This is a genomic window from Thalassovita sp., from assembly GCF_034670005.1.
Classification (GTDB): domain Bacteria; phylum Pseudomonadota; class Alphaproteobacteria; order Rhodobacterales; family Rhodobacteraceae; genus Thalassobius.
The window spans coordinates 41,991-64,608 of the sequence record NZ_JAXMOH010000012.1; the positions used below are offsets into that span (position 1 = coordinate 41,991).

At 59.1% G+C, this 22,618-nt stretch carries 21 protein-coding genes; 5 read left to right on the forward strand and 16 right to left on the reverse strand.

The features are described from left to right. Positions 1–47: 47 nt before the first annotated feature. Genes betB through betI form a run of 3 tightly spaced genes read right to left on the reverse strand, consistent with a single transcriptional unit; the run spans position 48 to position 3,633 of the window. On the reverse strand, positions 48–1,508 hold the full coding sequence (betB, locus tag VOI23_RS16720) for a betaine-aldehyde dehydrogenase (protein ID WP_323786127.1): 1,461 nt from the start codon (positions 1,506–1,508) through the stop codon (positions 48–50). Between the two features lie 29 nt (positions 1,509–1,537). Next, a complete protein-coding gene (gene betC / locus VOI23_RS16725) occupies positions 1,538–3,052 on the reverse strand; it encodes a choline-sulfatase (RefSeq protein WP_323786128.1) in 1,515 nt (504 codons plus the stop codon). Further along, positions 3,049–3,633, reverse strand: a complete 585-nt coding sequence (gene betI, locus VOI23_RS16730) for a choline-responsive transcriptional repressor BetI (RefSeq protein ID WP_323786129.1) — start codon at positions 3,631–3,633, stop codon at positions 3,049–3,051. The genes betC and betI overlap by 4 nt, the downstream gene beginning before the upstream one ends. Before the next feature lie 73 nt (positions 3,634–3,706). Between betI and VOI23_RS16735 the strand changes: the two genes are divergently transcribed. The 3 genes from VOI23_RS16735 (at position 3,707) to choV (ending at position 6,619) form a co-directional block, all read left to right on the forward strand. Next, positions 3,707–4,630 carry a choline ABC transporter substrate-binding protein gene (locus VOI23_RS16735; RefSeq protein ID WP_323786131.1) on the forward strand — a complete coding sequence of 308 codons (924 nt, stop codon included), beginning with the start codon at positions 3,707–3,709 and terminating at the stop codon, positions 4,628–4,630. Positions 4,631–4,766: 136 nt separating this feature from the next. Continuing rightward, on the forward strand, positions 4,767–5,600 hold the full coding sequence (gene choW, locus VOI23_RS16740) for a choline ABC transporter permease subunit (protein WP_323786132.1): 834 nt from the start codon (positions 4,767–4,769) through the stop codon (positions 5,598–5,600). Further along, positions 5,597–6,619 (forward strand): choline ABC transporter ATP-binding protein, encoded by a 1,023-nt coding sequence (choV, locus tag VOI23_RS16745; RefSeq protein ID WP_323786134.1) that lies wholly within the window; start codon positions 5,597–5,599, stop codon positions 6,617–6,619. Before choW ends, choV begins: the two co-directional genes overlap by 4 nt. Positions 6,620–6,656: 37 nt before the next feature. Here the strand turns inward: choV and VOI23_RS16750 are convergent, their stop codons facing one another. From VOI23_RS16750 to mgtE, 8 genes are all read right to left on the reverse strand, one after another. After that, positions 6,657–7,676: a DUF1036 domain-containing protein gene (locus VOI23_RS16750; protein ID WP_323786135.1), complete on the reverse strand. Its 1,020-nt coding sequence runs from the start codon at positions 7,674–7,676 to the stop codon at positions 6,657–6,659. A 50-nt stretch (positions 7,677–7,726) separates the two neighbouring features. Further along, positions 7,727–8,632 (reverse strand): DMT family transporter, encoded by a 906-nt coding sequence (locus VOI23_RS16755; RefSeq protein ID WP_323786137.1) that lies wholly within the window; start codon positions 8,630–8,632, stop codon positions 7,727–7,729. Between the two features lie 48 nt (positions 8,633–8,680). Then, on the reverse strand, positions 8,681–9,274 hold the full coding sequence (locus VOI23_RS16760) for a LysE/ArgO family amino acid transporter (protein ID WP_323786138.1): 594 nt from the start codon (positions 9,272–9,274) through the stop codon (positions 8,681–8,683). Between the two features lie 1,089 nt (positions 9,275–10,363). After that, on the reverse strand, positions 10,364–11,104 hold the full coding sequence (locus VOI23_RS16765) for a YebC/PmpR family DNA-binding transcriptional regulator (RefSeq protein ID WP_323786139.1): 741 nt from the start codon (positions 11,102–11,104) through the stop codon (positions 10,364–10,366). Positions 11,105–11,195: 91 nt separating this feature from the next. Then, positions 11,196–12,974, reverse strand: coding sequence for an SLC13 family permease (locus tag VOI23_RS16770; RefSeq protein WP_323786140.1), 1,779 nt, complete (start codon positions 12,972–12,974; stop codon positions 11,196–11,198). 103 nt (positions 12,975–13,077) lie between these two features. Then, the gene (locus VOI23_RS16775) at positions 13,078–13,890 is read right to left on the reverse strand and encodes a TIGR00282 family metallophosphoesterase (RefSeq protein ID WP_323786141.1); all 813 of its coding nucleotides are present in this window, start codon (positions 13,888–13,890) and stop codon (positions 13,078–13,080) included. Between the two features lie 116 nt (positions 13,891–14,006). Further along, positions 14,007–14,564, reverse strand: coding sequence for a 5-formyltetrahydrofolate cyclo-ligase (locus tag VOI23_RS16780; protein ID WP_323786143.1), 558 nt, complete (start codon positions 14,562–14,564; stop codon positions 14,007–14,009). Continuing rightward, positions 14,561–15,958 (reverse strand): magnesium transporter, encoded by a 1,398-nt coding sequence (mgtE, locus tag VOI23_RS16785; RefSeq protein WP_323786144.1) that lies wholly within the window; start codon positions 15,956–15,958, stop codon positions 14,561–14,563. Before mgtE ends, VOI23_RS16780 begins: the two co-directional genes overlap by 4 nt. 121 nt (positions 15,959–16,079) lie before the next feature. Here mgtE and guaD point away from each other — a divergent pair, with 121 nt between their 5' ends. After that, positions 16,080–17,393, forward strand: a complete 1,314-nt coding sequence (gene guaD, locus VOI23_RS16790) for a guanine deaminase (protein WP_416376543.1) — start codon at positions 16,080–16,082, stop codon at positions 17,391–17,393. Here the strand turns inward: guaD and VOI23_RS16795 are convergent. From VOI23_RS16795 to VOI23_RS16810, 4 genes are all read right to left on the reverse strand, one after another. Further along, positions 17,357–17,827 (reverse strand): CAP domain-containing protein, encoded by a 471-nt coding sequence (locus tag VOI23_RS16795; RefSeq protein WP_323786145.1) that lies wholly within the window; start codon positions 17,825–17,827, stop codon positions 17,357–17,359. The two genes, guaD and VOI23_RS16795, sit on opposite strands and share 37 nt — an antisense overlap. A gap of 12 nt (positions 17,828–17,839) precedes the next feature. Continuing rightward, positions 17,840–19,174, reverse strand: coding sequence for an 8-oxoguanine deaminase (locus VOI23_RS16800; protein ID WP_323786146.1), 1,335 nt, complete (start codon positions 19,172–19,174; stop codon positions 17,840–17,842). Between the two features lie 109 nt (positions 19,175–19,283). After that, positions 19,284–20,090, reverse strand: coding sequence for an inositol monophosphatase family protein (locus VOI23_RS16805; protein ID WP_323786147.1), 807 nt, complete (start codon positions 20,088–20,090; stop codon positions 19,284–19,286). Between the two features lie 52 nt (positions 20,091–20,142). Further along, entirely contained in the window at positions 20,143–20,514 is a 372-nt protein-coding gene (locus VOI23_RS16810) for a helix-turn-helix transcriptional regulator (RefSeq protein WP_323786148.1), read from the reverse strand. A 268-nt stretch (positions 20,515–20,782) separates the two neighbouring features. On the opposite strand from VOI23_RS16810, the gene VOI23_RS16815 reads away from it, so the two are divergent. Further along, positions 20,783–21,742 carry an NADPH:quinone oxidoreductase family protein gene (locus tag VOI23_RS16815; RefSeq protein ID WP_323786149.1) on the forward strand — a complete coding sequence of 320 codons (960 nt, stop codon included), beginning with the start codon at positions 20,783–20,785 and terminating at the stop codon, positions 21,740–21,742. Here the strand turns inward: VOI23_RS16815 and VOI23_RS16820 are convergent. Then, on the reverse strand, positions 21,732–22,604 hold the full coding sequence (locus VOI23_RS16820) for a LysR family transcriptional regulator (RefSeq protein WP_323786150.1): 873 nt from the start codon (positions 22,602–22,604) through the stop codon (positions 21,732–21,734). The two genes, VOI23_RS16815 and VOI23_RS16820, sit on opposite strands and share 11 nt — an antisense overlap. Positions 22,605–22,618: the final 14 nt, after the last annotated feature.

The following is a 22,618-nucleotide window of genomic DNA, read 5'->3' on the forward strand; positions in this document are numbered from 1 at the left end:
CTTGGCGGGTCCTGCGGGCAGCCCCGAGGCGGCCCTGTTATGTACCCTCAGAACGCCGCTTCGCAGGCATTCATGCGTACAAAAACTGATTTCAACTGGCTGTAATGCTCGATCGCGGCCTTGGCGTTTTCACGGCCGACACCGGACATTTTCACCCCGCCAAAGGGCATTTCGACCGGCGCGTCATTGTAGGAATTGATGAAACAGGTGCCCGCCTCGAACCCCTGCACCATGCGATGCGCCCGGGTCAGGTCGGCGGTGAAGACACCCGCCGCAAGGCCGAAGTCTGTGTCGTTGGCCCGCGCCAGCGCTTCGGCCTCATCCTCGAAGTCCAGCACGCACATGACGGGGCCGAAGATTTCTTCCTGTGCGATGATCATTTCGTCGCTCACATCGGCGAAAACGGTGGGTTCGAGATAGAACCCGTCGCGCGCGATCCGCTTGCCGCCCGTCACCAGCCGCGCGCCTTCCTCGATGCCCTTGGCGATATAGCGCTCGACAATGCCAAGCTGACCTTCGCTGACCATCGGCCCGAAATTCGTAGCCTCATCCAGCGGATCGCCTATAACGGCCCCTTGCAGACGTTCGGCCAGACGGGCCAGAAACGCCTCCTTGATGTCCCTTTGCACGAAAACGCGGGTGCCATTGGAACAGACCTGACCAGAGGAATAGAAATTGCCGTTGATCGCGCCGCTGACGGCGCTGTCCAGATCGGCGTCGCCGAAGATCACCAGAGGGGATTTGCCGCCCAGCTCCATCGTCACGTGTTTCATGCCCTCGGCGGCAGCGGCATAGACCTTGCGGCCAGTCGGCACCGAACCGGTCAACGATACCTTGTCGACACGCGGATCAGTGACCAGCGGAGACCCCACCGCGCCGGTGCCCTGAATGACGTTGAACAGCCCCGCGGGCAGCCCCGCCTCAACCAGAATCTCAGCCACTTTCAGCGCCGATAATGGCGTGGTTTCAGAGGGTTTGAAGATCATCGCATTGCCACAAGCCAATGCTGGGGCACCCTTCCAGCAGGCGATCTGGGTCGGGTAATTCCACGCCCCGATGCCGACACACAGGCCCAGCGCTTCGCGCATCGTATAGGCCCAGTTTCCGTCGCCCAGCGGGATATGATCGCCGGTCAGGCTACCCGCCAGACCGCCGTAATATTCCAACGCGTCCGCCCCGCTGGTCGCGTCCGCCACCAACGTTTCCTGCAACGGTTTGCCAGTATCGTAAGTTTCCAGCACCGACAGATCGTGGTTACGTTCCCGGATCATATCGGCAGCCCGGCGCAGGATGCGGCCGCGTTCAGTGCCGCTGCGCAACGCCCAATCTTTCTGTGCGGCACGGGCCGAAGTTATCGCCTGTTCGATCACAGCAGGTGTGGCCTCATGAAGATGCGCGATCACTTCGCCGGTGGCGGGGTAGATCACGTCGAGCGGCGTACCGGTTTTGTCTTCGAGATAGCGGCCATTGACGAAATGACTGGCTTCGGGTTGCAAAGGATAGGACATTTTTAAATATTTCCGGAACAGTGAAAGGGTTATTCGCCACGCGGGAAACGTTGGCGTTCTTCGACCTCATTGAGATCCATGTGATTGCGCATGAAGCGTTCGCTGGCTTTTTGCAGCGGCTGGTAGTCCCAGGGGTAGTAGCCGCCCTGGCGCAATGCTTCGTAGACCACCCAGCGGCGGGCCTGGCTTTCGCGCACCTCCGCATCGAATTTGTCCAGATCCCAACGCGCTTCGGATTTCGCCCGCAGGCAGGCCAATGTCCCTGCATGGACTGGATCGCCGGCCAAATTGGTCAGTTCATGCGGGTCGGTTTCCAGATCGAACAGCTGATCGGGGTCCAGCGCGCAGCGATTGTATTTCCATTTGCCATAGCGCAGCGACACCATTGGCGCATAGGACGCCTCGGCGGCGTATTCCATCGCCACCGGGGTGGTGCGTTCCCCGCCCTGCCCCAGCGGCACGAGGCTTTCGCCGGTGGTCCAGGGCATGACCTCGTCCATGCTGACACCGGCCAGATCGCACAGTGTCGGGCAAATATCTATGTTCGACACCGGCGCGGTGATCAGCCCGGGCTGCATCTGTGGTGCCGAGATCATGATCGGCACACGTGATGATCCCTCAAAGAAGCTCATCTTGAACCACAATCCGCGTTCGCCCAGCATGTCGCCATGATCCGACACGAAAAGGATGATCGTCTCCTCTCCCTGCCGGGTGGTTTCCAGTGTATCCAGAATGCCGCCGATCTTGTCATCGAGATAGCTGAGATTGGCGAAATAGGCGCGGCGCGACCGGCGCACGTCGTCTTCGGTCAGATCGAAACTTCGCCAGTCATTGGCATCGAAAATACGCTGCGAATGCGGGTCGTGATCTTCGTATGGGATCGGGCCGACCTCGGGCAGAAGATGATCACAGTCTTCGTACAGGTCCCAGTATTTGCGCCGCGCGACGTATGGATCATGTGGATGGGTGAAGCTGACAGTCAGGCACCATGGGCGGTCGTCCGCCCCCCGCGCCAGATCATAGATTTTGCGGGTCGCATGATAGGCAACCTCGTCGTCATATTCCATCTGGTTGGTGATCTCGGCCACGCCGGCGCCGGTCACCGATCCCATATTGTGATACCACCATTCGATACGTTCGCCCGGTTTGCGATAATCCGGGGTCCAGCCGAAATCGGCGGGATAAATGTCGGTGGTCAACCGGTCTTCGAACCCGTGCATCTGATCGGGGCCGACGAAATGCATCTTGCCCGACAGGCAGGTCTGATAGCCCGCCCGCCGCAGGTGATGCGCATAGGTCGGCAATGACGAAACGAATTCGGCGGCATTGTCATAGACCCGGCTGGCCGAGGGCAATTGCCCCGACATGAACGACGCCCGCCCCGGCGCGCAAAGCGGCGACGCGGTATAGCCGTTACGGAACCGGGTCGACCGTGCCGCCAGTTTTTTAAGGTTGGGCAGGTGCAGCCAATCGGCAGGCCCGTCGGGAAACAGGGTGCCGTTCAACTGGTCGACCATCAGGATCAGGATGTTGGGTTTTGTCATGCTGCCCCCTTTGCCGTTTCCAGCCTGAAGCAGCCCAACACCTTGGCCACCGCGCGATCGCGGTCGGGCTGATCATGGCCGAGCGTGTGTTTCAGATAGACCCCGTCTATCAGGGCCGCGATACGTTCTGCGGCGTCCTCTGCCCGGTCGCCGATCAGCGGGCGCAGATTATAGCGCAGGTTCGAACGAAGCCGCCTCTGATAAGCCCGAAGCAGCCGCTGCGCTTCGTCGGACACTTGCGCCAGAACATAGAAATTCAACCAGGCCGCAACCACCTCGCGGCGGAAATTGGTCGGGCTGAAACTGGCCCTGACAATCGCCTCGACCCGTTCAGCGGGTCCGTTGGCCATTGCCAGAGCGCCACGCGCCTCGGCAGCATAGAGCGTCAGAGTGTGGCGCATCGCGGCCAGGAATATCTGTTCCTTGCCGCCGAAATAGTGATGCGCCAACGCGCTGGACATGCCCGCACGCTTGGCGATCTGGCTGACGGTGACGTCCAATGTACCGGTTTCACCGATCTCCGCGATTGTCGCTTTTACAAGCGCGGCACGGCGTATAGGCTCCATTCCAACCTTGGGCATGACTAAACTCCTTGCCTTATAAGGCTAGTTGTATTTTTATTGACTCGTCAATCAAGAAAAAAGGGAGGTCTCAATGACCGTTAAATCATCGCTCTCTATCCTGGCCCTGCTTGCCGCGACCCCTGCCCTTGCCGATTGCGGCGAGGTCGTCTTCTCGGATGTCGGCTGGACCGACATCACGGCCACCACCGCAGCCGCGTCTGTTGTTCTCGAAGCTCTGGGCTATGACACCGATATCAAGGTGCTGTCGGTGCCAGTGACCTATACCTCGCTCGCCGGTGGCGATGTGGACATCTTCCTTGGCAACTGGATGCCGACGATGGAGGCCGACATCGCGCCATACCGCGACGCTGGCACCGTCGACACTGTGCGCGCCAATTTGGAAGGGGCGAAATACACTCTGGCCGTGAACAAGGTTGCCGCCGATCTGGGGATCAAGGATTTCGCAGATATCGCAGCCCAGAAAGACGCGCTGGAAGGCAAGATTTATGGCATCGAGCCGGGCAATGACGGCAACCGCCTGATCATGGACATGATCGGCGACAACGCCTTTGGCCTCGATGGGTTCGAAGTGGTCGAAAGCTCCGAACAGGGGATGCTGGCACAGGTGGCGCGCGCCGACCGCAAAGGTGAACCGGTGGTATTCCTGGGCTGGGAACCACATCCGATGAACGCCAATTTCGACATGTCCTACCTGACCGGCGGTGACGATTGGTTTGGCCCCAACCTTGGTGGCGCGACCGTTTATACCAACACCCGTGCAGGCTATGTCAGCGAATGCCCCAATGTCGGCAAGCTGCTGACCAACATGAACTTTTCTCTGGCCATGGAAAACGAAATCATGGGCGCGATCCTGAACGACGGCACTGATCCCGCCGACGCGGCCTCCGCTTGGCTGAAGGCGAACCCGGCGCCGCTGGAAGGCTGGCTCGATGGTGTGACCACCCAAGATGGTGGCGACGGTATGGCCGCCGTCAAAACTGCGCTGGGGTTGTAAAAGCCCGTTCTCCACACCCCCCTTCCCCCGCAGCGGGGGGAGGGCGGAAGGAAGCCGATGCGCAATGTCAGGGCAAAACCCTGCCACTTGAATGGCGCATTGCCCTCTACCGAATTTCTAAGCAGGCAGGATGCGAATGGACTGGATCACAGAGACGAAAATCCCCGTCGGCAAATGGGCTGCCGCCGTCTTCGACTGGCTGCAAGAGAATTTTGTCGTCTTTTTCGACGCACTGTCCGAAGCGCTTGAAGCCCTGATCAACGCGATCCTCTGGGTGCTGCAAGGCCCCAACCCGCTGATCGTCATCGCGGTTTTCGCCGGACTGACCTACGTCCTCCACCGCAACTGGAAAACGGCGCTGCTGGTGGCGCTGGGGTTCCTGTTCATCCTCAATCAGGATTACTGGGAAGAGACCACGGAATCCCTGACCTTGGTGTTGTCGGCCTGTGTCGTCTGCATGGGGGTGGGGGTGCCCATTGGCATCGCCACCGCGCACCGTCCGCGGCTTTATGCCGGAATGCGGCCTGTTCTGGACCTGATGCAGACCCTGCCCACCTTTGTCTACCTGATCCCGGCCATCGTGTTTTTCGGCATTGGCATGGTGCCGGGGCTGATCGCCACGGTGATTTTTGTGCTTCCCGCGCCGATCCGGTTGACCCATTTGGGGGTGACATCGACTCCGCAAGCTTTGCTGGAAGCCGCGCAGGCCTTTGGCGCGACGCCGCATCAGACACTGATCAAAGTCGAACTTCCCTATGCGCTGCCACAGATCATGACCGGGCTGAACCAGACCATCATGCTATCACTGTCGATGGTGGTGATCGCGGCGCTGGTCGGCGCCGATGGGCTGGGCGTGCCGGTGGTTCGGGCGCTTAATCAGGTCAATACCGCGCTTGGGTTCGAATCCGGCTTTGTCATCGTTGTTCTGGCCATTCTTCTGGACCGTATGCTGAGGGTAGATCGCAAATGACCACCGCTGTTACTTTCAACAACGTTTCCATCGTCTTTGGTGAACACCCCGACAAGGCACTGCCCTTGATGGACGAAGGTCAAAGCCGGTCCGAGATTCAGGAACAGACCAGTCAGATTCTGGGCGTTCATAACTGTTCGATCGAGGTTGAAACCGGTGAAATCCTTGTCCTCATGGGATTGTCGGGGTCGGGCAAATCCACCCTGCTGCGCGCGGTCAACGGGCTGAACCCGGTGGCGCGGGGCAATGTCGAGGTCGCCACAGAAACCGGTATGGAGGACGTCACCCATGCCGATGCCAAAACCCTGCGCCGGATCAGGCAGAAATCGGTTGCCATGGTGTTTCAGCAATTCGGCCTGCTGCCGTGGCGGACGGTGCGCGAAAATGTCTGGTTGGGTCTGGAACTGGCAGGCATGTCCAAGCCGGACCGCGCCGCCAAGACCGCTGAGCAGCTGGAACTGGTGGGGCTGTCGGACTGGGCCGACCGCAAGGTGTCCGACCTTTCGGGCGGGATGCAGCAACGGGTGGGATTGGCCCGCGCTTTTGCCACCGACGCCCCGATCCTGCTGATGGACGAACCGTTTTCCGCGCTTGATCCGCTGATCCGTACCCGGTTGCAGGATGAATTGCTGGACCTGCAAAAGAAACTGAACCGCACCATTATTTTCGTCAGCCACGATCTGGACGAAGCGTTCAAGATCGGCAACCGCATCGCCATCATGGAAGGCGGCCGGATCGTGCAATGCGGCACACCGCAGGAAATCTTTACCGCGCCGGCCACCGATTATGTGGCCGAATTCGTCGCCTATATGAACCCTTTGGGTGTGCTGTGCGCCCGCGACGTGATGGAACCGGCCAGTGGCACCCATGCGGTGCATGTCGCCCCGGACACCAGTATCCGCGATGTGATGGAAAAGGTCCGTCATGGCCCGGTGGGCGTACGGGAATCGGGCCAGGTGATCGGCCAGATTACCCCGGAGACCGTTTTGGAAAATTTGCTCGACCCGCGCGGCAGCTAAGGGAATTCCGCGCGGTCGAGCCCAATTTTTCCATGAATCATGGGCGCTGGAAACTCAGCATGTTTCCGCGCCCGAAATAAATCAGATCCAACCGCGTCGGCGTGATTGACGCAATGCCATAGCACATCGGATCACGCACCTCGGGATTGGTTTCGATCAAAACCGGGCCGCTGCCCGGCGGGGCGGCATCGCAGCCGTTGGCGATCTGCAAAAACTGGTTGCTGAGGAAACTGCCGCTGTGAAATTCCCACATTTCCGACCCGTGGACGTCGATCTTGTAGGCGGGATCGCTGATCGACACCCATTCGCCCTGCATCGCCGCCCGCATATTTGCGAAGGGATCGGCGCCGGGCGCAATTACCGCGCTGTCCAAAATCACATCCATCGTTATGTCGCCAAAGGACACGATTTCGCCTGACACATGAAATGCTGCGCCCACTGGCTGATTATACAAACGCTCCAGCAGATGCCGCGGTGTACCGCTGCCGTAATAGGCGTAATATTTCCAGCCATTGCCGTGAAAGGCGCAATATTCAGACCCATCATCAACGGTGCAGCCCTGAAAGATCAGCACATCGGAAAACGATTCGACATATGTCCCGCGACCATCACCGCTCAGCAGTTCTTCATCGTTTTTCTGGGGAACCGGCGGCGGCGTATCGTCAACCAGGGTCAGCTTGTACTGGGTGGCGCTTTCGCCGGTGTCGATCTTGCGAAAATCACTGCGGTCATAACCGCGATTGGCGCAATTTTCGTCGCCCGTAATATTGAACACCTGCGGCGTGGTGCAGAACCAATAGCCTTCGCCCTCGAAAGGCACGTCCGCAGCGGTGGCACGGTAATAGTAATAGCGTTGTTTCAGATCTCCGCTGACCACGGTTCCGCACTTGCCGTGATCGATATTCCACCATCCGCTCGACACCCAAGCAGCGCCGGATTTGTAACCGACGGCTATGCTGCGGCTGCGCCCGGTTTCGTTGCAGATTTCCAGCCCGGCCTGCGCCGCGCCCGCAACGCCCAAGCCCAGTGCAACGGTACTCATAAAAAGAACATTCACTACAGTCTCCTTGTCCAGTGCCACAGAACGGCCGGTTCAGAGTAGCCGCATCAGACCTTGGTTGCCAAGGCTGGCGGAGTCAGCATCCGCCGCTTCAGCACCGCTTCGCGCCAGGTGATAAAGGAGACCGACCCGACGATCACCAGACCGCCGACAATCACCCAGATATCAACGCCTTCGTCGAACACGAAATAGCCCAACAGAACCGCCCAAAGGAGTTGTAGAAAGGACACCGGCTGGGTTACCGCCACCGGCGCAGCGGCAAAGGCCAGCGTCATCGTATAGTGCCCGGCCGTGGCTGCGGAGGCGACGCAGAACAGGATCAAAAGGGCCTGCCAGTCCGGCGTGACCCAGTTCATCAGGGCCAGCGGCGCCAGCCCAATCGACACAAAGATCGACAGCATTGCCACGACAACGACCGCGTTCACCTCTTCAGCAAGTATTTTCGCCAGCAGATAGGAGGCACCGAAAACCAAGGCCGTGAACAGCATCGCCAGATGCCCCAGACCGACTTCGCGAAAACCGGGCCGCAGAATGATGATGCCCCCGATCAGCGCCACGATCACCGCCATGATGCGCCGGGCAGCCAGTTTTTCCCCAAGAAAAAACGCCGCCCCCAAAGTGACATAGATAGGTGACATGTAATTCATCGCCGTAACGTCAGCGATCGGGATCCGCGCCATCGCAAAGAACCACAGCGCCACCCCAATGGAATGCGCAAAGCCACGCGCCGCAAACAATTTCCATTGTCGCCGGGTCAGCCCCGTCTTCAACAGTGGCCGCAGCATCGGGATAAAGAAGACAAGCCCCATCACATAACGCAAAAATGCGGCTTCGGGGGCCGGGACACGCGGCCCCAGAAACTTGACCAGAGCAGTCACGCCGACGAACAAGACTCCAGTCACCAGCATCCAGAAGACGCCAACCACCGGCCGAGAGGTTGTTTCTGTACTCATACCTGCATAAGTTCACGATCGCAGCCATTGCTGCAAGCACAGATAGGCCTAAAAAAGCAACGACGCTGCGACGCCCCACATGATTGCCCCCACAATCAGGTCCAAAACCTGCCAGGCACGCGGTTTTGCGAAAAGTGGCGCCAACAGGCGCGCGCCATAGCCCAGGCTGAAGAAAAACGACAGGCTCGCCGCCGTTGCGCCAAGCGCAAAAGCCCACCGATTGTCATATTGTGTTGAAACCGACCCCAGCAGCAGCACGGTGTCGAGATAGACATGCGGATTGGCCCATGTGAATAACAGGCAGGTGATGATCGCCGTCCACAGCGACGGCACTTCCCCCCCATCGCCCTGCAACGTTTCAGCCCCGCGCCAGGCGGCGACAAAGGCCTTGACCCCATAGAGAAAGAGGAAAGCCGCCCCGCCCCATCGCATCAACGGCTCAAACCACGGCAAGGCACGGGTCACCCCGCCGATACCCACAACGCCCGCGATGATCAGGATCGCATCGCTTAGCGCGCAAATCAGCACGATCGGCAACACATGCAGCCGCAGCAGCCCCTGGCGCAGAACAAACGCATTCTGCGCCCCGATGGCAACGATCAGCGACAGGCTAAGCCCGAAACCGGCGATCAATGCGTCCATATCCGTTCCTCTGTTCTGAGAATCCTAGCGCGCGGCGCGGCGGCGTTTAATGACATTCAGTGCGTTTTGACATGTTTTTCAACCGCTGGATCATGATCTGTTGACTTCCCGCGCCGCTGTGCAGCATCTAAATCGCTTTGGCCAGACCGGCCTATAACATTCAGACCTATCCACAGGGATACAGCATCGATTTAGGCACCTGAGTACAGGCATTTTATCCACAGGCCAGTATTATCGTAAATGCTTTTATACAAAAGATAATATTTAGTTATCCATAGGACTAAAAAGCGGATTTTGAGAGGCTGTAGAAAGGGCATATTGGAGTCTATCCAGATCATGGTTGTGGATAACATTGTACCGCTCTGTTGTTTGATCAACGGCTTCGAGACACTTCACGGACGCCGACATAGAAAAGTGGACGAGCAGATCGGGACAACCATAATTCGCACCGGCTGAAAAAGGCATATCTTGAGCGCAGCACTTGTGTCGCCCTCCGACTACGCCACCTTCAGCCAGCCCATTAAAAACCAATAAGTTATTGTAATATAATATTAAAATCAAACAATCTACAGACTTATCCACAGACCCATAGCGACTTACGCACAAGTCTGCCGACAGGCCAAAAAAATATCCCGCACTTATCCACAGAGCGCTTCGGCGGAAAAATCCTTCACAAACTGTCCACAGGTCGAAGAAACCAGCAAGTCTCCCGGACGCGTGCTGTCTTGTTTGCTTCGGGAAAGCTGTGAACAATTAGAAGACCATCGGCCCGATCCCACATCCTGCGCCAGCTTGACAACCGCTGTTGATATTTGCCCTCAGCGGCCCGTAAAAAATAGGGATAACCTGTAATATCCGTCGAGCAAAAGGCGCCAATTCTGCGCTCAGCCCCCGTAAATGACCGGCAAACGCACAGGGCCTGAACAAAGGAAAAACATCACATAAAGAACATTTTCAAGAAATAATTTGCAGGAAACTCCAAATTCACATTGCATTAGGACAAGCGCACCTGACCTCAAAACAGCTCTGTCGCCCTGCTCAAATGGAAACGGCGCCCCGAGAGGCGCCGGTTTGTCGCTGTGGAAGCTCTCAGAGCTGATCCATCACCTCGTCAGAGGCTTCGAAATTGGTTGTCACCCGCTGAACGTCATCATCGTCTTCCAGCGCATCCACCAGCTTCATCAGTTTCTGCATGCCTTCAAGGTCCAGCTCGGTCGTGGTGGTGGGTTTCCACACCAGCTTGGTCGATTCAGATTCGCCCAGCTCGGCCTCCAGCGCGGACGACACCTCGTTCAGGTCGGTATCGGCGCAGTAAATGATATGGCCATCTTCGCTGCTTTCCACGTCCTCGGCACCTGCTTCGATCGCAGCCATCATAACGGTGTCGGCATCGCCCACGTCCGCCGGATAGGAAACTTCGCCCTTGCGGTCGAACATGAACCCGACCGATCCGGTTTCGCCGAGGTTGCCGCCGTTCTTGGTGAAAGTGGAGCGCACGTTCGACGCGGTGCGGTTGCGGTTGTCGGTCATCGCCTCGACGATCACCGCCACGCCATTGGGGCCGTAGCCCTCATAGCGGATTTCTTCGTATTCGTCGCCATCGCCCGCCTGCGATTTCTTGATCGCGCGGTCGATCACATCCTTCGGAACCGAATTCGACTTGGCTTCTTTCACCGCCAGCCGCAGACGCGGGTTCTTGTCGGGATCGGGGTCGCCCATTTTTGCGGCGACGGTGATTTCCTTCGACAGTTTAGAAAACAGCTTGGACCGCGCGGCGTCCTGGCGCCCTTTGCGGTGCTGAATATTCGCCCATTTTGAATGGCCGGCCATGATGCCTCCGATCAATTTCTCTTGGTTTGAGAGTTCTATAAGTCACGCGGGCGGGGGGCTGCAAGCCTCACCCACACCAAAATCAAGCGGTTCATAGCGGCCAGAGCAACGGGATCAGCGCCGAGGCCAGAATCCCCATACTCAGATTGAGCGGAATGCCCACCCGCATGAAATCGGTGAACTTGTAGCCGCCAGGCCCATAGACCAACATGTTGGTCTGATACCCGATCGGGGTGGCAAAACTGCATGAAGCTGCGACCATCACGGCCACCACCAAGGGCCGCGGATCAATCCCCATCGCAGTCGCCAACCCGATGGCAATCGGCGTCACCACGACCGCCACGGCGTTATTTGAAACCATTTCAGTCAAAACCGACGTCAGCAGGTAAATCACCCAGATCACCACGAACCCGGGCATTCCCGACAAGAGGGGTGCAATGGCATTCGCAACCAGCGCCACCGCACCGGTATGATCCAGCGCCGCCCCGATCGCCAGCATGGCAAAGATCATCGCCAGCAACCGACCGTCGATAAAGGAAAACGCTTCGTCGGAATCGATGCAGCGGGTGACCAGAACCACCCCCACCGCGATGATCGACAGCAGCAGGATAGGTGCCACGCCAAGCCCGGCAAGCACCACCAGAGCCAGCAGCGATATCACCGCCAGAGGCGCGTGACCGCGGCGGAACGCGCGTGCCGAAGGTTGGGTCACATCAACCATGTCCATGTCCCGTGCAAGCCGCTGAATATCCTCGGGGGCGCCTTCCAGCAGCAGCGTGTCGCCGACCCGGACCACCAGTTCGTCCAACTGCCGCCCGATATTCTGATTGCGACGATGCACCGCCAGTGGGTAAACGCCGTAACGGCGGCGCAACCGCATCGCCCCCATAGACCGCCCGACCATTTTACACCCCGGCGTGATCAGGACTTCAACGGTCGAGGTTTCCACCGCACCGACCTGATCGAGCCGTTTCAGGCTTTTGTCACGCTGCAGACTAAGCAGTTCGGTGATTTGGGTGCGCAGGACGACCCGGTCGCCCACTTGCAACGTGACGTCCTGCAAATTACGCCGCAGCGATTGATCGCCGCGGATCACGTCGATCAGCCGCACGCCTTCGCGCTTGAACAACTGAACGCCCAACACTTCGCGACCGATCAGGTTGGATTCGGGCGGAATCACCGCTTCGGTGAAAAACTTCATTTTCGACCGGTCCGACAACATCGATGCCATAGATGTCCGGTCGGGCAGTAATTTGCGCCCGAACAGCAGCAGGTAAATCATGCCCCATGCGACCAGGACCAGAGCCAGTGGCGTCACTTCGAAAATACTGAACCCCTGCAATCCCTGCGCCCGCGCAACACCATCGACAAGCAGGTTGGTCGAGGTGCCTATCAAAGTCAAAGTGCCGCCGATGATTGCGGCATAACTTAATGGGATCAATAGCTTGGATGAAGACACCCCCATTGTACGGGCCAATTGCACAAAGACCGGGATCATCACCACCACGACGGGCGTATTGTTCATGATGGCCGATCCGAACACAGCCACCGCCAACAGCATCGCCAGCGCCAGCTTGGGATTTTTCTGTGCCTGCCGGTCGGCTGCGGCCGTGATCGCATCCAGCGCCCCGGTCCGCACCAAAGCCCCCATCACGATAAACATCGCCGCAATGGTCCAGGGCGCCGGGTTCGACAGCACCTGAAGCGCGGCTTCATAGGGCAACAGCCCCAGCGCCAGCAACACCGCCACCCCGGCAATCGCCACCACTTCGGTCGGCAGAACCTCTTTGGTGAACAGCACGAACATTCCCAGCACTACACACAGCGCAACAATGGCCTGGCCGGTCTGGGACATTTCAATCAGCAGCATTCGATCCGCTCGCTCAGGTTATAAACTGATCCAGTTTTGCCCAGCCCGGGCACCGCAACAAGAGAGATTATTACTTTGGTGCCGATCCGCGCAAATGGTCGCGTCAAAGCCCCGCCTGTTGCAAACGCCCACCCTGCCGGATCATCCGGATATCGGTGGCTTTGCCGGTGCGGTCATCGGTTTCGACGAAAACACCGGACAGGGTTGCTTCGCCCAAGGCCGGGGTGAAACGCGATTTCGCCATGCCGGTGACAAAGCGGCGCATCGGTTCGGCTTTCTCCATGCCAATCACGCTATTGTAATCGCCACACATGCCGGCATCGGTCAGAAAACCGGCACCGCCGGGCAGAATCTGCGCGTCGCCGGTGGGTACATGAGTATGAGTGCCGACGACAAGGCTGGCGCGGCCGTCACAGAAATGGCCCATGCCCATCTTTTCGCTCGTCGCTTCGCAATGGACATCGACCAGCGCGGCCTGCACCGCACCGCCCAAAACATTCTGGCGCAACACTGTATCTATGGCCGAAAAGGGATCGTCGAAGGCCCGCTTCATGAACACGTTGCCCAGAACCTGGGCCACCAGTATCTTGCGCCCGCGCCTGTCGGCGAACACCCGATGACCGCGCCCCGGCGCGCCCTTGGCAAAATTGATCGGGCGAATGATGCGCGGTTCGCTTTCGATGAACTGCAGCATCTCTTTTTGGTCAAAAGCGTGGTCGCCCAGCGTCACACAATCTGCGCCGGCTTCCAGCAACAGCTTGGCATGCGCTGCGCTCAGCCCGGCACCGCTGCTGGCGTTTTCGCCATTAACCACGACGAAATCCAAACGCCATTCGTCGCGTAGCCGCGGCAGGGTCTCACTCACGGCGCGCCGGCCCGCGCGCCCCATCACATCGCCTAGGAATAGAATTCTCATACTGCTTGCTAGGCTGCCCGGAGCAAAGGTTCAAGAAAAAGGCTGCACCGCATCGTTTCATTGTTCCAAAAATACTCCCGTCGGAGGCGGAAATCCGATGATTGGCCAAACCAAAATCAGATCGGCACCACGCCCCTTTCGGTCACGATCATGTCGAGCGGCTGATCGGTCGGTTCCAATGGCAGCCTGTCAGCCTGTTGCGCGGCATAGGCAAAACCGATGGCCAGAACCGGGCCGTTTGCGCGCAGAGCTTCCAGTGTTCGGTCATAGAACCCGCCGCCGTACCCCAGACGATTGCCCTGACGGTCAAAGGCGACCAAAGGGACGATCACGATCTCGGGCGTAAAAAAGTCGTCCACAACCGGAATTTGCGCCCCGAACGGGCCGTCTTTCAGCGCGCAACCCGGTTCCCAGCGGGAAAACTTCAGCGGCTGACCAGCGGCCTGAATGACCGGCACCGCCACCGGACCGTATGCCGCGGCTTCGGCCATCGCGGCAAGCGGGCTGATTTCGGTTCGGATCGGCAAATAGCCCGACACAGGCACACCACGATAGCCAGCGAGAATTTCCGACAGGACGGATGAACGCGCGCCCAACCCGGCCTCATGCGCGGCTTTGCGCCGGGCGAATGCGGCCTTGCGCGCGGCCGTTTTAACCGCAGCAAGATCGGTCATATCAACACCGAGGCGGCGAGGCCGAGAAAGGCAAAGAAACCAACGACATCGGTCACCGTGGTCACGAACGGCCCCGAGGCCAGAGCCGGGTCGATACCAGCGCGATCCAGCGCCATCGGGATTACGATGCCGCCCAATGCCGCGGCGATCTGGGTGCATAGCATCGCCAGACCGATCACCAGCGCCAGCATCGGCACCTGGAACCAAAACGCGACAACCAAAGCCATCGTGCCGCCGAATATCAGCCCGTTCAGCGCCCCAACCGAGAGTTCACGCAACACCACGCGCAACGCGTTTTGCGCTGTAAGGTCGCGGGTCGCCAACGCCCGCACCGCCACTGTCATGGTTTGGGTGCCCGCATTGCCGCCCATAGAGGCAACAATCGGCATCAGCACGGCCAGTGCCACCATCTGATTGATGGTATCGGCAAACACGTCGATCACGAGGGACGCCAGGATCGCCGTCAACAAGTTCACGAACAGCCACAAGGCCCGGCCCTTGGCCGCCTCGAAAATGGTATCGGTCAGGCTGGCTTCGTCGCCGACGCCGGCAAGACGCAGGATGTCTTCTTCGTGTTCTTCATCCAGAACCGTCATCGCGTCATCAATGGTGATGACGCCGACCAGACGATCGTCTTCGTCGACCACGGGGGCAGAAATCAGGTGATACTGATTGAACGCATAGGCAACGTCGGCCTCATCCTGCAGCACCGGAATAACCTGAAACACATCCTCGACGATTTCCGTCAGCCGCACATTGCGGCGCGAACTCATCAGCTTGCCCAGCGTGACGTTACCCACCGGGTGCATACGAGGATCGACCAGAACGACGTGATAAAACTGTTCCGGCAGTTCTTCGGCATTGCGCAGGAAATCAATGGCTTCGCCCACCGTCCAATGATCCGGCGCCACCACCACTTCGCGCTGCATCAGGCGTCCGGCGGACGTTTCGGGATAGGCCAGCGCCTGTTCTACCGCGACCCGGTCAGAATCTTCCAGCGCGTCGAGGATCGCTTCCTGCTGCGGTTCGTCCAGATCTTCGACCAGGTCGACCACGTCGTCCGATTCCAGCTCCCGGACCGCTTCGGCCAGAACGTCCGGGTGTAGGACGCTGATAATTTCCTCGCGCAGACCCTCTTCGAGTTCCGACAGGATTTCACCGTCGAATTCACGGCCGTAAAGCTGCACCAGCCGGCGGCGATCATAAGGATTAAGCTGTTCCAGAAAGTCGGCGATGTCGGCCGCGTGCAGCGGTTCCGTCAATTCGATCAGCTTGGCCTGATCCCCGGCGTCCACTGCATAAAGAATCGCGGCAATATCGCGGCGGCTGATGCTATAGTCGCCTTCGGTGGCGCTGTCGGGTTGCGTTTCCCTTTGGTCGAATTCTTCGCTCATACCGCCCCCTTTCGCCTGTTTTCTCCTCATAACCGAAGCAGCTTCAAGGAAACAGGTGCAGACTGGGAATTTACCGATCTTTTCGCGCAGAATATCATGACTGAGAAAGGAAGGTGCAATCGTGCGGGATATTTTGCTGATCGGGCAGGTGCTGAGCTTTGACGGGACTCCGTTCGAGACCGGTATTGATGCAGCGCGGTATGAACGGCGCGGGGGAGTGCTGATCCGGGACGGCAAAATCGCCGCGACCGGAACGGCCGAGGCTATGCGCCGGGATCACCCAAACGCGGAAATCGTCGATCACGGCGACAAACTGATTCTCGCCGGGTTCGTCGACGCCCATGCCCATTATCCGCAGACCGGCATCATCGCCAGCTGGGGCAAGCGGCTGATCGATTGGCTCAACAGCTATACCTTTCCCGAAGAAACCCGGTTTTTCGACCCCGCTTATGCGGCGGAAATCTCGGAGCGCTACCTCGACCTTACACTGGCGCATGGCACCACTACGGTAGTCAGCTACTGCACCATTCATCCGACCAGTGTCGAGGCGTTTTTCAACGCCGCGCAGGCGCGCGGGCAACGGGTAGTGGCAGGCAAGACCTGCATGGATCGCGACACCGCCCCCGATGGGCTGCGCGACAGCGCGCAATCGGCCTATGACGACAGCAAGGCGTTGCTGGAAAAATGGCACGGGGTGGACCGTCTGAGCTATGCGATCACGCCACGGTTTTCCCCCACCTCGACGCCAGAGCAGTTGGACGCGCTTGGCGCGCTTTGGGGGGAACATCCCGATTGCTTGATGCAGACGCATCTGTCCGAACAGGTCGATGAAATCGCGTGGGTGAAATCGCTGTATCCGCAGGCAAGGGATTATCTGGACACCTACGAAGCACACGGATTGTTACGCCCCGGAGGGCTGTACGGTCATGCGATCCATCTGGAAGATCGGGAAAAAGACCGGCTGAAGGAGGTCGACGCGGCGCTGATCCATTGCCCGACCTCGAACACCTTTATCGGCTCGGGCCTGTTCGACATGGGCGGTTTGATGGCTGCGGGACATCGCATCGGACTGGCCACGGATACCGGCGGCGGATCGAGCTTTTCCATGCTGCGCACGATGGCGGCGGCGTATGAAATCGGTCAGCTCAGGCACGCCCCTCTCCACCCGGCGCAATTGCTGTGGCTGGCCACTGCCGGGTCAGCGCGGGCTCTCCGGATGGACGACCGCATCGGCAATATTGCCCCGGGAATGGAGGCTGATCTGGTGGTTCTTGATCTGGCCTCGACCCCCGATATTGCACAGCGCGCAACCCGCGCAAACGACATCTGGGAAGCGGTTTTTCCCACTATCATGATGGGGGACGACCGGGCGATTTCTGCGACCTATATCGCCGGTCGTCAGGTGCAAGGTCCCGCCAGCGTCAGCACCCAATAGGTATTGGACTTGCCAATACCAAAACGGGAATAGCGCCGATTCATCATGTTTTTGCGGTGTGGCGGCGAATCCATCCAGCTTGAGATCGCTTTGGCGACTGAATTTTGGCCCAGCGCAATGTTTTCGGCCATCGCAGCGCGGCAATACCCGGCGGCCTTTATCCGGTCGGAAAACGTTCGGCCATCCTGACTTCGATGGTTGAAGTACCCCCGTTTCGCCATATCCCGGGCATGGCCGGCCGCGGCCCTGTTCAGCGAGGCATCCGATTGCAACGGTTGCAGTCCGCGCCGGGTCCGTTCGGCATTCAGCAGGTCCGCTACCGCGGCAACGGTATCGGCCTGCGCCGGTGCGGCCCGTCCGGTCAGCAAGGCAGGCGCACCGATGGCGATAAAAGCAGCCAGCGCGACAACTGCGGTCATTTTTCTGCCAAACATGCGACCCTCCGGCTATTCCATTAATTTCGATACTAACCGTTGCTGAGTTGCAATCAACATATCCAAAGGAAGGGTCAGCAGATTGCCGTCGCGCACCACTTGCCGTGCTTCGACGAACAGGTCGCGGACCTTCATCGGCCCGGCCAGCAACAGCGCCGCCGGGTCCCAACTGCCAGCGCTTTCGATACCGCTGATGTCCCAGATCGCGATATCGGCGCGCTTGCCAACGGCGATCTGACCGCAATCGGGCCGGTTCAGTACCTCTGCCCCGCCACGGGTGGCGATTTCCAGCGCTTCGCGGGCGCTCATCGCGGCGGCTCCTCTGGCCACACGCTGTAACAGCATCGATTGCCGGGCTTCGACGATCAGGTTGCCGCTGTCATTGCTGGCTGATCCGTCGACGCCCAGCCCGACCTTGACCCCGGCGTCGCGCATGGCGCGCACCGGCGCGATGCCCGATCCAAGCCGACAATTGGAACAGGGACAATGCGCCACCCCGGTCCGGGTGCGGGCGAAAAGGTCGATTTCAGACCCGTCCAGTTTCACGCAATGAGCATGCCAGACATCATCGCCGGTCCAACCCAGATCTTCGGCATATTGCCCCGGACGGCAACCGAACTTTTCCAGTGAATAAGAAATGTCTTCGTCGTTTTCGGCCAGATGGGTGTGCAGCATCACGCCCTTGTCGCGCGCCAGCAGCGCGGAGTCGCGCATCAATTCGCGGCTGACCGAAAACGGTGAACAGGGGGCAACGCCAACCCGGCACATCGATCCCTCGGACGCATCGTGAAACCGGTCGATAACGCGGATGCAGTCATTGAGGATGATTTCTTCGCGTTCCACCAGGCCATCAGGCGGCAAGCCGCCTTCGCTTTCGCCGATGCTCATCGCGCCGCGGGTCGGGTGGAAGCGAAGCCCGATTTCCGCCGCCGCCTCTATCGTGTCGTCCAGCCGTGCGCCGTTGGGATAAAGGTACAGGTGATCCGAACTGAGCGTGCAACCCGACAGCGCCAGCTCTGCCAGCCCGATCTGGGCCGAAACCCGCATTTCTTCTGGTCCAAACCGGGACCAGATCGGATAAAGCGTCTGCAGCCAGCCAAACAGCAGCGCATCCTGCCCGCCCGGCACCGCACGGGTCAACGTCTGATACAAATGATGATGGGTGTTCACCAATCCCGGCGTCACCACGCAGCCCCGCGCCAGAACGATTTCGCCCCGATCCGGCAGGTTCTGCCCAATCTCGGCGATCACCCCGTTTTTCAGGTGAATATCCGCGCGCTTTAGTTCGCGCCGCCCATCGTCCATGGTCAGAACGGTATCGGCGTTTTTAATGGTGAATTCGGTCATGTCAGTCCCCACACACGTATCCGCCCCTTTCGGTTCCAGTGTGTGGAAATGCGCGACAGAAAGGGGCGAAGGACTCGCGCAGTCGTTCTAATCTGCCAGATCGGCGGGATTATTCAACCGGTACGCGCGACAGGATCGCCAGCGCCTCTTTATGCTGCTGCCGCGACGCCGCGGCGATTACCCGCCCGCCCTGATACGCCGGACCGCCCTGCCAATCGGTGACGATGCCGCCAGCGGCTTCGATCACCGCGATGGGCGCCTGAATGTCGTAATTCGACAACCCCGCTTCGATCACCAGATCGATCTGCCCGGTGGCCAGCAGCGCGTAAGCATAGCAATCCATCCCGTAGCGGGTCAGCTTGACTTGCGCCGCGACGTCCTGAAATCCCTTCATTTCATTCGGGTTTCCAACCTCAGGGAAGGTTGTGAACAGAATCGATTCGGCAAGCGACCGGTCGGATCGGGCGACCAGATCGACGGGGCCGCGCGGCCCTGTCATGCAGGCCCGCCCCAGCCCGCCTTCGAATCTCTCACCTATATAGGGCTGATCGATCAGGCCATAAATCGGACCGGTGTCGTCAGAAACCGCGATCAACACCCCCCAGGTCGGTGTACCGCTCATGAACCCGCGGGTGCCATCGATCGGATCAAGCACCCAGGACAATCCGCTGCTGCCTGTGGTCGTGCCGAATTCTTCACCAACAACAGTATCCGCGGGTCGGCGTTCGGCCAGAACCGCGCGCATCGCTTGTTCAGCGGCGCGGTCGGCTGCGGTCACAGGGTCGAATCCCGCTGCTGCCTTGTTGTCAGCGGTCAGTCCGGGCGACCGGAAATACGGCAAAATCACCGCGCGCGCAGCATCGGCCAGCGCATGTGCGGTGTCGATCACACTTTGTACATCCGTTTGTTCAGCCATAAGTCCCCCACTGCGCTGTCTGACGCATGGGTAACTCAGGGCCCGGTCGTGCTCAAGCCACGTCAGACAGGCAACGCGCCAGTTCGAACAGGCGTTTGCGCTGATGTTCGGGAATCGCGTAATAACTGCGCACCAAATCCAACGCTTCTTTGTCGGCAATCAAATCGGACGGAAAGACTTGGGCAACATCCCCTTCACCCTCATCGCCTTCGAGACCGGCAAAGAAAAAGCTCACCGCGACGTCCAATGCTTCGGCAATATCCCAAAGACGCGATGCGCTGACCCGGTTAGTGCCTGTTTCGTATTTTTGGATTTGTTGAAATTTGATTCCGACCTGCTCGGCCAATTGCTGTTGCGTCATTCCCACCAACCAACGGCGGTGTCGAATACGTTTGCCAACATGCACATCCACAGGGTGTGCCATCGAGCGACTCCTTCATACCATTCCTAGGCACCAGACTCACCCCCACACCGGTTCAATACAGCGTTTCCCCAAGGGTTGTATGGCTCGTTACATATTCAAATTGTACTGGCTTTCATATCTCAATCAAGAACAAACACATCTATTGGGTGAAGTTTTCCGTTAAAAACACAATCTTAGGGCCTTACTTTGCAACTTGATCAAAATCGGCCAATGCCCTTATTTGACTTAGCCTTTTTCGCTTCGCATAAGGCGAACAACGGAGGATATCATGAAAGCCTATTATATTTCCGAAAAAGGCGCACAGCCTGAAGTCTGCGACCTGCCCGATCCAATTCCCGTAAAAGGCGAGGCTTTGGTGAGAATCAGGGCCTGCGGTCTGAATTTCGCCGACCTGTTGATGATCAAGGGCAAGTATCAGGACACGCCAGAGGCACCATTCATCCTCGGGCTGGAAATGGCCGGGGTAGTGGAGGAACTTGGCCCCGACACCGACGGCCCTGCCCCGGGCAGCCGGGTGGCGATCTACAGCGGTCAGGGAGGATTGGCCGAACGGGGCTATTTCCCGGTCCACCGGCTGGTAGAAATTCCTGATGGCATGAGTTTCGAAGACGCCGCAGCCTTTCAGATCGCCTATGGCACCAGCCATGTCGCGCTGGACCATCGTGCGCAGATGCGCCCCGGCGAAACGCTTCTGGTTCTTGGGGCGGCTGGCGGGGTCGGATTGACGGCTGTCGAAATCGGCAAACTGATGGGCGCCACAGTCATCGCCTGCGCCCGCGGCGTGGAGAAACTACAGGCGGCCAAGGCCGCCGGGGCTGACCATTTGATCGACGCCAGAACCGAAGACATCCGTGAAACGGTCAAGGCATTGGGTGGCGCCGACGTGGTTTACGATCCGGTTGGCGGCGAACAATGGCAGGCAGCGTTTCGCGCTTGTAAGCCCGAAGCGCGGCTGATCCCGATTGGCTTTGCCAGCGGTGAGGTGCCGCAAATCCCGGCCAATCACCTGCTGGTCAAAAACCTGACCGTGCTGGGACTGTACTGGGGCGGATATCTGAAATTCCGTCCCGATGTGCTGACCGACAGTATGAAAACTTTGCTGAGCTGGTACGATCAGGGGCGGCTGAAGCCCCATGTCAGCCATGTTCTGCCGCTGGACCGCGCCGCCGAGGGGCTGGAGCTGTTGCGCAAACGCCAGTCCACCGGCAAGGTTGTGATCACGCCCTGAGCGGTTCGGGCATTCGCACGGGTTCGTAACCGATCCGGATCATATCGGCCAACCGTGCGACCGGTTCGCTCGGCCGCTTCCCGGCTGTATACATGTTGATCCTGTAAACGCCCAGATCGGGCAGGTCGGTACCGTCCAGTTCGCTCAGTTGCGGCGGTGCGGTGCCTTCCAGCATGGTACAAACAGCCAGATCGGCGCTGACCGTTGCTTCGATCGTACGGTCGCTGTCGGTATCCACAACCGAAGTCCAGGACACGCCTGCATTGTCCAGCGTCGAAATCAGATCGGTCCTGAAAGCGCACAGGCGCCCTTGGGCGATCCGCAGTGGCCGCTGCTTCCAAACCTGTGCTCCCGGCGCCCCGACCCAGCGCAGCGGGATTTCATTCAAGGTTTCGCCATCCCGGTCCAGCTTGCCTTCGGTGGTCAGGATCACGTCCAGTTCCCCCCGGTCGAACATTTCCTTCAACTTGTTGGTATGGCTGGCGTTCAACTGCACCCGCATCCGCGGCATTTCCGCAGCAAACCGCTGCAGCACCTTCGGGATGACCGGATAGACGATGTCATGCGGCACACCGAGATGGATTTCCCCGGCATAATCCTTATGGGTCAACCGCGCGAAAGCTTCGTCATTCAGATCGACCATCCGGCGGGCATAGCTGAGCAACTGTTCCCCCGCTGCGGTCAGACTGACGCCGCGCCCGGACCGTTCCAGCAGCGCCAGACCCAGCATTTCCTCAAGCCGCTTCAACTGCATTGAAACCGCCGATTGCGTCAGATTGAGGAACCCCGCCGCGCGGGTCACCCCGCCCAGTTCGGCCACCGAAACGAAAGACCGCAACGTCGTGATATCCAGATTTCGCATTCATCAAACCTTTT

Bases quoted from the DNA above. Each gene is read 5' to 3' on its own strand.
- betB (WP_323786127.1), bottom strand. From the start codon at position 1,508: ATGTCCTATCCTTTGCAACCCGAAGCCAGTCATTTCGTCAATGGCCGC.
- betC (WP_323786128.1), bottom strand. From the start codon at position 3,052: ATGACAAAACCCAACATCCTGATCCTGATGGTCGACCAGTTGAACGGC.
- betI (WP_323786129.1), bottom strand. From the start codon at position 3,633: ATGCCCAAGGTTGGAATGGAGCCTATACGCCGTGCCGCGCTTGTAAAA.
- VOI23_RS16735 (WP_323786131.1), top strand. From the start codon at position 3,707: ATGACCGTTAAATCATCGCTCTCTATCCTGGCCCTGCTTGCCGCGACC.
- choW (WP_323786132.1), top strand. From the start codon at position 4,767: ATGGACTGGATCACAGAGACGAAAATCCCCGTCGGCAAATGGGCTGCC.
- choV (WP_323786134.1), top strand. From the start codon at position 5,597: ATGACCACCGCTGTTACTTTCAACAACGTTTCCATCGTCTTTGGTGAA.
- VOI23_RS16755 (WP_323786137.1), bottom strand. From the start codon at position 8,632: ATGAGTACAGAAACAACCTCTCGGCCGGTGGTTGGCGTCTTCTGGATG.
- VOI23_RS16760 (WP_323786138.1), bottom strand. From the start codon at position 9,274: ATGGACGCATTGATCGCCGGTTTCGGGCTTAGCCTGTCGCTGATCGTT.
- VOI23_RS16765 (WP_323786139.1), bottom strand. From the start codon at position 11,104: ATGGCCGGCCATTCAAAATGGGCGAATATTCAGCACCGCAAAGGGCGC.
- VOI23_RS16770 (WP_323786140.1), bottom strand. From the start codon at position 12,974: ATGCTGCTGATTGAAATGTCCCAGACCGGCCAGGCCATTGTTGCGCTG.
- VOI23_RS16775 (WP_323786141.1), bottom strand. From the start codon at position 13,890: ATGAGAATTCTATTCCTAGGCGATGTGATGGGGCGCGCGGGCCGGCGC.
- VOI23_RS16780 (WP_323786143.1), bottom strand. From the start codon at position 14,564: ATGACCGATCTTGCTGCGGTTAAAACGGCCGCGCGCAAGGCCGCATTC.
- mgtE (WP_323786144.1), bottom strand. From the start codon at position 15,958: ATGAGCGAAGAATTCGACCAAAGGGAAACGCAACCCGACAGCGCCACC.
- VOI23_RS16795 (WP_323786145.1), bottom strand. From the start codon at position 17,827: ATGTTTGGCAGAAAAATGACCGCAGTTGTCGCGCTGGCTGCTTTTATC.
- VOI23_RS16800 (WP_323786146.1), bottom strand. From the start codon at position 19,174: ATGACCGAATTCACCATTAAAAACGCCGATACCGTTCTGACCATGGAC.
- VOI23_RS16805 (WP_323786147.1), bottom strand. From the start codon at position 20,090: ATGGCTGAACAAACGGATGTACAAAGTGTGATCGACACCGCACATGCG.
- VOI23_RS16810 (WP_323786148.1), bottom strand. From the start codon at position 20,514: ATGGCACACCCTGTGGATGTGCATGTTGGCAAACGTATTCGACACCGC.
- VOI23_RS16815 (WP_323786149.1), top strand. From the start codon at position 20,783: ATGAAAGCCTATTATATTTCCGAAAAAGGCGCACAGCCTGAAGTCTGC.
- VOI23_RS16820 (WP_323786150.1), bottom strand. From the start codon at position 22,604: ATGCGAAATCTGGATATCACGACGTTGCGGTCTTTCGTTTCGGTGGCC.